The organism is Streptomyces sp. NPDC058145 (genome assembly GCF_042884245.1).
Classification (GTDB): Bacteria; Actinomycetota; Actinomycetes; order Streptomycetales; family Streptomycetaceae; genus Streptomyces.
Window position 1 is genome coordinate 1 of record NZ_JBHVUH010000002.1, and the last position, 13,995, is coordinate 13,995.

Annotated in this window: 4 protein-coding genes; 1 reads left to right on the forward strand and 3 read right to left on the reverse strand. The window is 71.7% G+C overall.

The window, feature by feature from the left end; all coding sequences use genetic code 11:
* From ACFVVO_RS04295 to ACFVVO_RS04305, 3 genes are all read right to left on the reverse strand, one after another.
* The coding region (locus ACFVVO_RS04295) for a type I polyketide synthase (protein WP_390051605.1) at positions 1 to 1,737 on the reverse strand (1,737 nt) is incomplete at its 3' end.
* A gap of 59 nt (positions 1,738 to 1,796) precedes the next feature.
* Positions 1,797 to 3,065 (reverse strand): NAD(P)/FAD-dependent oxidoreductase, encoded by a 1,269-nt coding sequence (locus ACFVVO_RS04300; RefSeq protein ID WP_390051607.1) that lies wholly within the window; start codon positions 3,063 to 3,065, stop codon positions 1,797 to 1,799.
* Between the two features lie 102 nt (positions 3,066 to 3,167).
* Positions 3,168 to 12,497, reverse strand: a complete 9,330-nt coding sequence (locus tag ACFVVO_RS04305; protein ID WP_390051609.1) for an amino acid adenylation domain-containing protein — start codon at positions 12,495 to 12,497, stop codon at positions 3,168 to 3,170.
* Positions 12,498 to 13,316: 819 nt separating this feature from the next.
* Between ACFVVO_RS04305 and ACFVVO_RS04310 the strand changes: the two genes are divergently transcribed.
* The gene (locus ACFVVO_RS04310; RefSeq protein ID WP_390051611.1) at positions 13,317 to 13,988 is read left to right on the forward strand and encodes a LuxR C-terminal-related transcriptional regulator; all 672 of its coding nucleotides are present in this window, start codon (positions 13,317 to 13,319) and stop codon (positions 13,986 to 13,988) included.
* Positions 13,989 to 13,995: the final 7 nt, after the last annotated feature.

Consider the following 13,995-nt stretch of genomic DNA (forward strand, 5'->3'; position numbering starts at 1 on the left):
ACCCATCCCCAACCACTGCGCACCCTGACCCGGAAACACAAACGCCAACCCACCAGCCCGAACCGACCCGGCAACCACACCAGAGCCCTCCCGCCACGCAGCAAGGTCGACAAGACCCCTCAGCAACTCGCCCCGGTCCGCGCCGAACACCACCGCCCGATGCTCGAACACCGAACGCCGAGACAAGGACAACGCCACATCAGCGTCACTGAAGTCGGACGCAGCCTCACGGCCGACCCAGTCGGCGAGCGCCGCGGCCTGCTCGGTCAGCGCCTCCCGGGACTTGGCCGACAGGGTCCATACGCCACCAGCCGCACCCGGCTCTGAAGGATCCGCCTCCACCTCCACATCAGCGGCCTCAGGTGCCTGCTCCACGACGATGTGAGCGTTGGTGCCCGACAGTCCGAACGACGACACACCCGCCCGCCGAGGACGGTCCACCACCGGCCACGCCCGCTCCGCCGTCAGCAGTTCCACCCGGCCCGCCGACCAGTCGACATGAGAGGACGGTGCGTCCACGTGCAGCGTCCGCGGCAACACCCCCCGCCGCAGCGCCTCCACCATCTTGATCACACCGCCCACACCGGCAGCCGCCTGCGTATGCCCCACGTTCGACTTCAGCGACCCCAGCCACAAAGGCTCGGAGCCCACAGGCCGCTGCCCATACGTCGCCAGCAGTGCCTGCGCCTCGATCGGATCACCCAGCACCGTGCCGGTGCCATGGGCCTCAACCACATCCACATCCGACGCGGACAACCCGGCCGACGCCAACGCCGCCCGGATCACCCGCTGCTGGGAAGGGCCGTTCGGAGCAGTCAATCCATTCGACGCACCGTCCTGATTCACCGCCGAACCCGCCACCACGGCGAGCACGGGATGCCCGTTGCGACGCGCGTCCGAAAGCCGCTCCAGCAACAGCACACCGACACCCTCACCCCAGCCGGTGCCATCCGCTGCCTCCGCGAACGCCTTGCACCGCCCGTCGACAGCCAGCCCCCGCTGCCGCGAGAACTCCACGAACGTCTCCGGCGTCGCCATCACCGTCACACCACCGGCCAACGCCAGATCACACTCACCCGCCCGCAACGCCTGCGCCGCAAGATGCAACGCCACCAACGACGACGAACACGCCGTGTCCACCGACACAGCAGGACCCTCAAGCCCCAGCACATACGACACCCGACCCGACACCACGGACTCCATGACGCCCGTGCCGAAGCCCTCGACGCCGTCGGCCGAGCCGCTGCGGCCGTAGTCGTGTCCCATGACGCCCGCGAAGACGCCGGTCCGTGAGCCCCGCAGGGCCAGCGGATCGATGCCGGCCCGTTCGACGGCCTCCCAGCACACCTCGAGCATCAGCCGTTGCTGTGGGTCCATCGCGCCGACCTCGGCCGGTGAGATGCCGAAGAACCCCGCGTCAAAGCCCACCACGTCCGCCAGGAACCCACCCCGGCGAACGTACGACTTCCCCGAAACCTGCGGGTCCGGATCGAAGAGCCCCTCCACGTCCCAGCCACGGTCCGAGGGGAACTCACCGACACCCTCCCCACCCGAACGGACCAGGTCCCACAAACCCTCCGGAGACACCACCCCACCCGGATAGCGGCACCCCATCCCCACCACCACGACCGGATCCGAGTTCCTGGCGGTCAGCTCGGCGTTGCGCCGCTTCAGTGCGGCGACCTCCTTCGCCGCACGGCGAAGCGCACCGACGAGGTCTTCCTTCGAGGCACTCACTGCGGGATCCATCTCTGTGATCGGGTTCGGGTTCGTCGGTGCCGGCGAGCGCCTGGCCGCTACCGGGCGCTACCGGCCGCTGCCGATCGCTCCCGGTCTCCGCCGAACGAGGTCGCCGAGGACGGGAGCAGCTCGGCCACCTCGGGGGTGAAGAACTCGGAGCGGTCGATGAGGCCGGCGAGCAACGCGAAGTAGCCGGCGGTGAGTTCCGGTGTGCGGGCGATGGCGCGCAGCAGCGCGACGCGGGAGTCGGTGATGCGTAGCTTCGCGAGGTCCAGGGCCATGCGGTACGGCTCGCGGAGGAGGTCGTAGGTCTCCTTGGTGAAGCCGGCCAGGCAGGTGTCGACGCCGGCGGTGTCGTCGAGGTCCTGGCCCGCAAGGGCGTCGGAGAGGAGCTGGGACTGGGTGAGCGCGTTGGTGATGCCGCGGGCGGTGATCGAGTCGAGGTGGTGGCCGGCGTCGCCCAGCAGCGCCCAGCCGGGGCCGTCGGCGCGGCGGAAGAAGTTCTGCTGGTTGCCGGTTCCGGTCAGGCCGTCGACGCGTTCGGCGTCGCGGAGTTGCTCGTCCAGGTCGGGTGCGTTGCGCTCGACGGCGGCGAGGTGTTCGGCGAGCGGGTCGCGGCGGATCCGGTCGAACTGTTCCTGCGGGAAGTAGGTGGTGACGAGGGTGATGCCGTCGTGGGTGGGGATGCGAACTATCCAGCTGCCGGGACGCTCGTGGTAGCCGAAGCCGGTTTCGATGCCCTGCCAGGCGCTGTAGTAGACGCAGCTGACGGGCTGGTCGGCGGTCCGGAACGGGGCGTCCACGAGGGAGGCGAGTCGTGATCCCTGGCCGTCGGCGCCTATGACCAGCTTGGCCGGTATCGTCCGCAGGCCTTCAGCGGACTGGACGCGGACGCCGACGACCCGGTCGTCGCGGCGGACGACTTCGCGCAGGCTGGTGCGATCGTGGAACTCGGCGCCCGCTTCGACCGCGGCCCGGACCAGCAGTTCGTCGAGGACGCGGCGGCGCGGGGCGTAGGCGGCGTCCGAGTACGGGGTGGGCGGTGTGGCGGCGGTCAGCCGGAGGCCGGCCACGTCGTAGCCGACCGTGGTCAGGGGCGGGCAGCCGGATGCGACGACGGCGTCGAGGATTCCCCAGCGGGCGAGGAGGGCCACGCCCGGCGGGTGGACGTAGAGGGTGGACATGGTGTCCGAGGGGAATCGCATCCGGTCGATGAGCAGTACCCTGCGTCCCTGCCGGGCCAGCAGCAGGGCTGCCGAGGCTCCGGCGCAGCGCGCACCGACAATCACGACGTCGTACGTGTCGCGTCGGCTTCCGTCATCCATGTCGCGTCGACTTCCGTTCGTAGCCTCGGGTGGACATCTGGGAAGACATGCCTGCCGCCGCCCCGGCGGGCATCTCCGGCGCCGTCTCGGCGGGCATCCGGTCTAGCGCTCCCTCATCCGGCGCAGCTTCGGGCGGGCGGAGGCCGCCGATGTCCGCAGTACGGGTTCGAGCTGTGCCACCGTCGGGTTCTCGAAGATGGTCCGCATGGTCACGGTGACCCCGACGACGGAACGGATGCGGCTGACCAGCCAGGTGGCGCGCAGCGAGTGCCCACCGAGTTCGAAGAAGTCGTCGTCGAGGCCGACCCGTTCGATGCCCAGCACCTCGGCGAACAGTCCGGCCAGGGTCTCCTCGCCGGGGGTGCCGGGCGCCCGGTAGCTGCGGGTGGCCGCGCCCGCGGCGCCGTCGGCGTCGGCGGGGCCGATGTGGACGAGGCCGTCGTGGAGGCGGCGTACCAGGTGGCCGGTGCGGTGCAGGCGGGAACCGGGGACGGTGGAGACCGGGTCGGCGACGAAGCGCGTCGCCGTGACGGTGGGCTGCTCCTGACGCGGTTCGGAGGCTCCTGGCCCGGAGCCCTCTGACTCGGTGACCGGCCCCTCGGTGACGTACAGCTCCCCGACCGCGCCCGGCGGTACGTGCTGCAGGCCCGGACCGAGGACGACGGCCGCCGACCCCGCGGCGAGGAGGTCGGACAGCGGGTCGGGGAGGTGGTCCGTCCCGGCGTCGGGGGCCGCCGGGACGGACGGCAGGAGCGGCCTGTCGGCGAGCGACCGGACGACGTCCTGTCGCTCGTCCGGGCCGAGCAGGTCGATCGCGGCCAGCCGTGTCCCCGGACCGTCGGCCAACGCCTGGCAGATACGGACGAGTTGGGCCGCCGTGTACTCGGCGACCGGCCGCGGGATCTGGTCCGTGCGGAACTTCAGCAGGACGCGCAGGTCCGGGTCGGCCGCCGCGACCACCGCCATCGGGAAGTTGTTGGCGGCGATGGTGCGCAGACCGCTGACGGTCATCCCGGTCTCCTGGTTGGCCTGGACGAGGCCGGCCTGGTCGACCGGGTAGGAGTCGAAGCTCAGCAGGGTGTCGAACAGCGACCGCATCCCCGTGGCCTCGTAGATCTCGGTGAGGCCGATGTACTGGTGGTCGAGCATGGCGACCTGCCGGGTCTGCAGGTCGGAGAGGTACTCGGCCAGGGTGAGCCGTGGTGCGCAGGCGACCCGGACGGGGACGGTGTTGATGAACAGGCCCGGCATCGCGTCGATGTCCGGTACCTCGGCGGGCCGGCCGGACACGGTGGCGCCGAAGACGACGTCGGTGCGTCCGGTCATGGTGGCCAGGAGCAGGCCCCAGGCGCCCTGGACGACCGTGTTGAGGGTGACGCCGAGGTCCGCGGCCCGGCGGGCGACCAGGCGCGCGGTCTCCACGGGCAGCGGTACGTCGATCTGCTCGACCTCCTCGACACCGTCGCCGGGCCGGTGTCCGGTGCCGGCCAGCAGGGTCGGTTCGGTGATCCCGGTCAGCTCGGTCTGCCAGGCGCGCAGGGCTTCCTGCCGGTCGCGGGTGGCCAGCCAGGTCAGGAAGGTGCGGTAGCTCGGTACACGCGGCAGTTCGGTGTCGTCGCCCGAGGCGTAGACCCACAGCAGGTCCTTGAGCAGCAGCGGCAGCGACCAGCCGTCGAAGAGCACGTGGTGCGCGGTGAGGACCAGCTCGTACCTGCCGGGTTCGAGGGTGACCAGCATCAGCCGGAGCATCGGCGGTACGGCCATGTCGAAGCCGGCGTCGCGGTCCGCGGCCAGCAGTCGCTCGAAGGCGGCGGTGTGCTCGGCGTCGTCGAGGGCGGACAGGTCGCGGTGCTGCCAGGGCAGTTCGACGGCCTGCCGGATCACCGACACCGTGGTGCCGGACTGGGTGACGAACCCGGCGCGCAGGTTGGCGTGCCGGTCGAGGAGGGTCTGGCCCGCGGCGCGCAGCCGGCCGGCGTCGACCTCGCCCTGGAGGTGGAAGACGTACTGGACGTGGTAGGCGTCCGCGCCGGGGCCGGCCAGGCTGGCGTGGAAGAGCAGACCCGCCTGCATGGGGGTCACCTGCCACACGTCGGCGAGGCCGGGCTGGGCGCGCTCCAGTTCCTCCAGTTCCGGTTGGGTCAGGGAGACGAGCGGTACGTCGGAGGGGGTGAGCCCGCCGGTGTCCGGAGCGGCGAGGTGGCGGGCGAGTCCGGTGAGCGCCTCGATCCACAGGTCGGCCAGTTCCCGCACCGCGTCCCGGCCGATGGCGCCGGAGGGGAAGGCGAAGGTGGCGCGGAGCGCGGGGCCGTCGGGTCCGTCGGTGACGGCGGCGCCGATGTCCACGGTGGCCGAGACGGGCATGCCGGCGTCCAGGGCCGGGGCCAGTAGGTCGCCGTCGGCGAGCGGGAGCCAGGCGGCGCCGTCGCCGCGCCGGGGCGTCGTGCCGCCGTTGACCCGGCCCAGGTAGTTGAAGGCGATCTGGCCGGTGGGGTGGTCGGCGAGGCGGGGGCCGGTGTGCGGGTTGAGATGGCGGAGCAGGCCGTAGCCGATGCCCTTGTCGGGGACGGCGAGGAGTTGTTCCTTGACCTGTTTGACGGCGCGGCCCGCCGCGGGTCCGCCGCGCAGCGCCTCGTCGAGGTCGACGCCGTCGACGTCGAGCCGGACCGGGAACAGGGTGGCGAACCAGCCGACGGTGCGGGTGAGTTCGGCGCCGGGGACGACCGGCTCCTCGCGGCCGTGTCCTTCGAGGCGCAGCAGGGTGCTGGTCTCGGGCTGGTCCCGGCGGTGGCGCCAGGTGGCGACCGCGAGGGCGAGGGCGGTGAGCAGGCCGTCGTGGGCGCCGGCGCGGTACCGGCCGGGCAGCATGGTCAGTACCGCGTCGGTGGCCTCGGCGGACAGGCTGACCCGTACCTGTTCGACAGTCGACACGACGTCGACGGCCGGGTCGAGCGGACGGTCGCCGAGCAGTGGGTCGGGGCCCCTCACGGTGTCCAGCCAGTGCGGCAGTTCGGCGGTGCGGCGCTCGGCCAGGGCTTCGTCCCTAAGGGCGTGGGACCAGCGCCGGGCCGAGGTGCCCACCGGTTCCAGCGCGGGGGTGCGGCCGAGGCGTACCCGCTGCCAGGCCGTGGTGAGGTCCGTGACCAGGATCTGCCAGGACACGCCGTCGACGGCGAGGTGGTGGGCGACGACCGCCAGCCGGCCGCGCCGCGCCGGACCGTGGTCGAACCACACGCACCGCAGCAGGATGCCTGCCGCCGGGTCGAGTTGGTCCGCGGCGGCGTCGAACTCCGTGCGTACGGTCCGCAGCGCGGCCGGATCGTCGGGGTCGCCGGTCATCTCGATCCGGTGGATCAGTTCGGTGGCCCTGACGGCGCCCGGTGCTCCGGTCTCGAGTTCGGTGCGGCCCTCGGCGTCGGTGACCAGGCGTGCCCGGAGCATGTCGTGCCGGTCCAGGACGGCGTCGAGGGTGACGGCTAGCCCGACCGGGTCGATGCCGAGGGGCAGTTCGAGCACCATGGACTGGGTGTAGCGGGAGATGTGCGGCCCGGATTCGGTGAGGAAGCGGGCGATGGGCAGCAGTGGCATCCGGCCGACGCCGGCGCCGTCGAGTTCCTCGAGGACGGGGCGGTCGGCCGTCCGCCCGGCGACGGCGGCGAGTTCGGCGACGCTGCCGTGCGCGAACACGTCCTGCGCGGTGATGTCCAGTCCGGCCGTGCGGGCCCGGGCCACCACCTGGATGGAGCGGATGCTGTCGCCGCCGATGGCGAAGAAGTCGTCGTCGGCGCCGACCCGGTCCATGCCGAGCACGTCGGCGTAGATGCCGGCGAGCAGGACCTCGCCGGGGGTGTGCGGCGCGCGGTATCCGGTGCTCTCGAAGGCGGGGAGGGGCAGCGCGGCGCGGTCGAGTTTTCCGTTGGGGGTGAGTGGCATCCGGTCCAGGACCATGACCGCGGCGGGCACCATGAACTCCGGCAGCCGGCCCGCCACGTACTGGCGCAGTCCGCGCGGGTCGAGGGGGGCGGTCTCGAACTCCATGTCGATGCTGGCGCCGGACGCAGTGTGGCCGAAGGAGCCCGCGGTGCGCAGCGGCACGACGTAGCCGACGAGCCGTTTGCCGTTTTCGGTGTCGACCACGACCACGGTCGCCGCCGACACCATCGGGTGGGCCAGCAGCACGGCCTCGACCTCGCCGGGTTCGATACGGATGCCGCGCACCTTGACCTGGACGTCGGCGCGGCCGACGTACTCCAGCACCGGCCCGCCGTCCGAGCCGGGTCGCGGGGCGAGCCAGCGGACCAGGTCGCCGGTGCGGTACAGCCGCCCGCCCGGCTCCTCACCGAACGGGTCGGCCACGAACCTCGACGCCGTCAGGTCCCCACGGCCCCGGTAACCACGCCCCACCACGTCGCCCGCGACGTACAGTTCGCCGGTCATGCCGAGGGGGTTGGGGGTGAGGCCCGGTCCGAGGACGTACATGCGGACGTGGTCCAGGGGGCTGCCGATCGGCACCGGCCCCTCGTCGTGGACGCCGGCGGGCACCTCGTGCGTCGAGTCGTAGAACGTCTCCGACTGGCCGAAGGAGTTCACCACCCGCACCCCCGGCCACACCGCGCGCACCCGGTTCACCAAGGACATCGGCAACGCCTCACCGGCGAACACCAGCGTCTCCACCCGCACCCGGCCCGCGATCTCGTCCAGCAACTCGGCGAACACCGACGGAACCGTCGACACCACCGACCCCGACCACGACTCCCGCTCACCCAGCACCAGCACATCGCGCACCACCTCGACGCACCCACCACTGACCAGCGTCGCGAAGATCTCGAACACCGACACATCGAACGACACCGACGTCGACGCCAGCACCCGCGAACCCGGGCCGATCCCCACCCGAGCCGCCAACTCCCCCACCGCGGCGACCACATTGCGCTGCGTGACCCCCACACCCTTCGGCTCACCCGTCGAACCGGAGGTGTACATCACATACGCCAGGTTCTCCGGCCGTGGGCCGGGAAGTGCCGCGTTCTCACCGGGCTCCGCGGGCTCGTCCACGTACAGCCTCGGGACACCGTCCGGCACCACGTGCTCGGTGGAGTGGTCGACCAGTACCACCGGCGGCTTCGCACCCGCCAGCACCGCGTCCAGCCTGGCACTCGGATAACGCGGATCGATCGGCAGATACGCACCACCCGCCCGCCACACCGCCAGCAACCCCACCACCAGATCCACCGAACGCGGCAGAGCCAGACCCACCACCACGTCCGGCCCCACACCCGCCGCCACCAGACGCCCAGCCAGCACCGACGCCCGCGCATCCAGCTCGCGGTACGACAACTCCACCCCGTCACACACCACCGCCACCGCACCCGGCGACACCCCAACCCGCCCCGCCACCAACGACACCACCGTGTCACCGGCGGCCTCGGTCGCGGCGGGCGGTACCGGCCGGGTGCCGGGCAGGAGGAGGCCGCGCTCGTACGGCAGCAGGACGTCGGCGGCGGTGACGGGGAGCGCCGGGTCGGCGACCGCCTGCTCCAGGACCCGCGCGAACCGCTCGGCCAGTTGCTCGGCGGTCTCCCGGTCGAACAGGTCGAGCGCGAACTCCAGATGACCGGCCAGCGTCCGCTCCCCGGACTCGGCTCGCACCTCGTTCATCGTCATCATGAGGTCGAACTTGGACGTCCCGGTGACCGCCGACTCCAGGGACCACCCGGACTCGGCGCGCGCCGGCTCGACCCAGGCGGCGTCCTGCAGCACGAACATCGCCTGGAACAGGGGGTGGTAGGCCCGCGAGCGGTCGGGGTTGAGCAGCTCGACGAGCCGCTCGAACGGCAGCTCCTGGTTCTCGTACGCCGCCAGCGCCTTGCCCCGGACCCGGTCCAGGACCGTGCCGAACGACGGGTTCCCGGACAGGTCCGCGCGCAGCACCCACGTGTTGACGAAGAAGCCGATCAGATCGGTCAGCGCCTCGTCGGTCCGGCCCGCGATCGGCGAGCCGATGACGACGTCCTCACCGGCGCCCAGGCGCGAGAGCAGCACCGCGAACGCCGACTGCAGCACCATGGACGCGGTCGCGCCCCGGCTGAGCGCCAGCTTCTCCAGTTCCGCGAACAGTCCCGGCCGCAGCTCGAAGTCGACCATGCCGCCGCGGAACGTCGCCACCGCGGGACGCGGACGGTCCACCGGCAGCGCCATCGGCTGCACGACGTCCGCCAGCTCCTCGCGCCAGTAGGCGAGCTGCCGCCCGACCAGGCTGTCGGGGTCGGACTCGTCGCCCAGGAGTTCGCGTTGCCACAGCGCGTAGTCCGGGTACTGGACCGGCAGCGGTGCCCAGTCGGGGGCGCGGCCGGCCTGGCGGGCCTCGACGGCCCGGGCGATGTCCCGGGCGAAGGTGGACATCGAGCCGCCGTCACCGGCGATGTGGTGCACCACCATCACCATCAGATGTGTCTGCTCCGCGCCCTCGCCGTCCGCCGCGACGCGCAGCAGGCGGCCGTGGATCGGGAGTTGGGTGGCCAGGTCGAAGCGGTGCTGTACGACCTCGGTGACCGCGGCGTCCCGGTCCGCCGCCGCGACGTCGATGCGCGGCAGCCCGAACCGGACCCGGTCCGGCGGCAGGACGTGCTGGTGGGCGACGCCCGAGGCGTCGGCGTCGAACAGCGTCCGCAGGCTCTCGTGCCGGACGATCACATCGGTGACGGCGGCCTCGAGGACCGCCCGGTCCACGTCGCCGGGGAGCCGCACGGCGAGGGGGATGTTGTACGTGGCCGACGGGCCCTCGTACTGGTGGATGAACCAGAGCCGCTGCTGGGCGTAGGAGAGCGGCACCCGCTCCGGGCGCTCGGCCGCGACCAGCGGCGGCCGGGTGGCGCCCTCCGTCAGCCGGGCGGCCAGGCCGGCCACGGTCGGGGACTCGAAGACGGCGGTGATCGGGAACTCGGCGTCCATGGCGGCACGGACCCGGGCGACGAGTCGGGTGGCGCGCAGCGATTCGCCGCCGAGCGCGAAGAAGTCGTCGTCGATGCCGACCCGTTCCAGGCCCAGGACGTCCGCGACGATCTCCGCCAGGGCCTGCTCGCGCGGGGTCCGGGGCGCGCGGTAGGGACGGGCGGCGCTCTCCGGCTCCGGGAGTGCCTTGCGGTCCAGCTTTCCGTTGGGAGTCAGCGGGAAGTGGTCCAGCACCATGATGACGGCCGGGACCATGAAGTCGGGCAGGCGTTCACCGGCGTGGCGGCGGAGCTGGTCCGGGTCGACGCCAGGGGTTGCCTGGCCGGCGGTGCGGGCCGGAACCACGTAGGCCACCAGTTGTCTGGCGGCGTCGGCGCCGTGTGCGACGACCACGGCCCGGTCCACCGCCGGGTGGGCCTCCAGGGCCGCCTCGACCTCGCCGGGTTCGATACGGATGCCGCGCACCTTGACCTGGACGTCGGCGCGGCCGACGTACTCCAGGACCGGCCCGCCGTCCGAGCCGGGTCGCGGGGCGAGCCAGCGGACCAGGTCGCCGGTGCGGTACAGCCGCCCGCCCGGCTCCTCACCGAACGGGTCGGCCACGAACCTCGACGCCGTCAGGTCCCCACGGCCCCGGTAACCACGCCCGACGACATCGCCGCCGACGTAGAGTTCACCGGCCACGCCCACCGGTACGGGACGCAAGTTGGGTCCGAGGACGTACATGCGGACGTGGTCCAGGGGGCTGCCGATCGGCACCGGCCCCTCGTCGTGGACCCCGGCGGGCACCTCGTGCGTCGAGTCGTAGAACGTCTCCGACTGGCCGAAGGAGTTCACCACCCGCACCCCCGGCCACACCGCGCGCACCCGGTTCACCAAGGACATCGGCAACGCCTCACCGGCGAACACCAGCGTCTCCACCCGCACCCGGCCCGCGATCTCGTCCAGCAACTCGGCGAACACCGACGGAACCGTCGACACCACCGACCCCGACCACGACTCCCGCTCACCCAGCACCAGCACATCGCGCACCACCTCGACGCACCCACCACTGACCAGCGTCGCGAAGATCTCGAACACCGACACATCGAACGACACCGACGTCGACGCCAGCACCCGCGAACCCGGACCGATCCCCACCCGAGCCGCCAACTCCCCCACCGCGGCGACCACATTGCGCTGCGTGACCCCCACACCCTTCGGCTCACCCGTCGAACCGGAGGTGTACATCACATACGCCAGGTTCTCCGGCCGGGCGTGCCTCAGCTCAGGCAGGTGACCGTCAAGTTCGGGTTCGTCGACGTGGATCCGTGGCAGCCCCTCGGGGATCACGTGCTCGGTGGAGTGGTCGACCAGCACCACCGGCGGCTTCGCACCCGCCAGCACCGCGTCCAGCCTGGCACTCGGATAACGCGGATCGATCGGCAGATACGCACCACCCGCCCGCCACACCGCCAGCAACCCCACCACCAGATCCACCGAACGCGGCAGAGCCAGACCCACCACCACGTCCGGCCCCACACCCGCCGCCACCAGACGCCCAGCCAGCACCGACGCCCGCGCATCCAGCTCCCGGTACGACAACTCCACCCCGTCACACACCACCGCCACCGCACCCGGCGACACCCCAACCCGCCCCGCCACCAACGACACCACCGTGTCACCGGCGGTCTCCGAGACGGTGTTGTCCACGGCGACTGCCGTGGATGGGGCGGCCGGCGCCAGGTAGTCCCGTTCGTGGGGCAGCAGGACGTCGACCACGACCGCGGGCAGCGCCGGGTCGGCCACCACCTGCTCCAGGACCCGCACGAACCGCTCGGCCAGCTCCTCGGCGGTCTCCCGGTCGAACAGGTCGAGCGCGAACTCCAGATGACCGGCCAGCGTCCGCTCCCCGGACTCGGCTCGCACCTCGTTCATCGTCAGTCGCAGGTCGAGGGTGAGCGGCTGTGCGCCGGCCGGTTCGGGGTGGTCGGTGTCCTCCAGGGCGAACAGCACCTGGAACAGCGGGTGGTGGGGGGCCCGGTGGTCGGGGGCCAGCGCTGCCACGAGGTGGGCGAACGGCACGTCCTCGTGTTCGGCCGCAGCCAGCGCCTTGGTGTGGACGCGGTCCAGGAGCGTGCCGAAGGAGGGGTTGCCGGACAGGTCCGCGCGCAGTACCCCGAACGCCTCGGCGCCCTGGGCCGCCGGGGCGGGTGAGCCGATCACGATGTCGTCGCCGGCGCCCATGCGGGACAGGAGAACCGCGAAGGCGGACCGGAGGACCGTGGACGGCGTGATTCCACGGCCGGCGGCCAGCTTCTCCGACGCGGCGAACAGCTCCGGCCGCAGTTCGAAGTCGGCCACCGCGCCGCGGGAACTCGCCGCCGCGGGCCGCGGGCGGTCGGCCGGCAGCTCGATCGGCTCGCGGGCGCCGGACAGTTCGGCCCGCCAGTACGCCAACTGCTGCGTCAGCCTGCTCTCGCCCGCGGAGGATGGGGTCACGACAACAGCTCCGTTTCTGGTTGCACCGTGTCATCGGACACGCATCGATCGTCTCGATCCGGACCTGCGGATCCCCGGTCACCGTGCGGACCGGCGTCATCGGCCCCGCACGGCTCGGCTCGGACAGCCGTCCGCGCCGCCGGTCGGCCTGCCGCGGAAAGCGGCGGCCCGGCGGCCACGACAAACGTTTAGCCATAAACCGAAGTGAAGACCGGTCAAATCGCGGTCGACCCGACGGGAAATTCAGTCATTGCTCTCGCCGCCGGAGATTAGCGGGCCCGAGCGGCTGTTGTCTGCGGTGGTCGGGAGCGGAATCCGGAATTGCTCATTCCACGGTAAAGATTTGGTTCGTTTCGCGACCGGGGAGCCCGGATCCATGCTCCGCGACGGCCCGCGGCGCCCGGCCGGCCGCCGCGACGATCACGCTCCGGACCAGTTGGTTTCATGGCGCACCGTAGTGAATGAGGAGTCCCGTTCCAACCGGTCCCCGAAATGCTCCGTCGCGGTACCATCCGGTCGACCCACTATCCGATCGGGACGCCGAAGGGAAGGCCGCGCGCCGTACGGCGTGTCCGGTCTTTTCCAGCGAGCACCTGCAATCAGACCACATTCGTCACACTGCGCTACAGAGCATCAACACGGGGGAATGGCGATGCACGAGCACCTGCGCCTTCGCGGACCGCGCCCGACTGACCCTCAGTCGCATCCGCACCAAACCTGCCGAGCCGGATTAAATCCGGCATCCCCTCTCCTCGGACGATATCGGCACGGCACCGAAATAACGGAAAGCCGCACAACCGACATGCCAGGGCGGTCGGAATGACAATAGAGCCGAAAGGTGACATCCGGATAGTTCTGGTCGACGACCACCGGCTGTTCCGGGAGGGCGTCCGGGTGATCCTCTCCGTGGAACGCGACCTCCGGGTCGTCGCGGAGGGCGGAGCCGGGGAGGCGGTGGGCATGGTGGCCGAGCACCACCCGGACATCCTGCTGCTCGGGGTGCAGCGGCCGGGCTCGGCCCCGATGATGACGATCCGCCAGGTCACCAGGGTCTCGCCCGCCACACAGGTCGTCATCCTCTCCACCCACTCCGACAACGACCTGATCCTCAGCCTGGTGACCGCCGGGGCCGCCGCGTATCTGTCGAAGAACATCGGGGGGCAGGAGCTGCGGTCCGAACTCCGGCTGGCGGCCTGCAACAGCAGGATGTTCACGGTGCGGGTACCGCGGGCCAGGATGGCCGGCCACCAGGTGCCCGTGCGCCCGCTGGTCGCGCTGACCGACCGGGAGACCGAGGTCCTGCGGCTCGTCAGCCAGGCGATGACCAACTCGCAGATCGCCACCAAGCTCTTCGTCAGCGAGGCCACCGTCAAACGGCATCTGACGAACGTCTTCACCAAGTTCAAGGCCCGCTCCCGGCTGGACGCGGTGAACCGGGCCTTCGCGCTGGGCCTGCTCGACGGCCACGAGGGCCGGGCCGGCATCGGCTGACCCGGGG

What these genes read in the sequence shown, in the direction of transcription:
- ACFVVO_RS04310 (WP_390051611.1), top strand. Translation starts at nt 13,317, where the DNA reads ATGACAATAGAGCCGAAAGGTGACATCCGGATAGTTCTGGTCGACGAC.
- ACFVVO_RS04300 (WP_390051607.1), bottom strand. Translation starts at nt 3,065, where the DNA reads ATGGATGACGGAAGCCGACGCGACACGTACGACGTCGTGATTGTCGGT.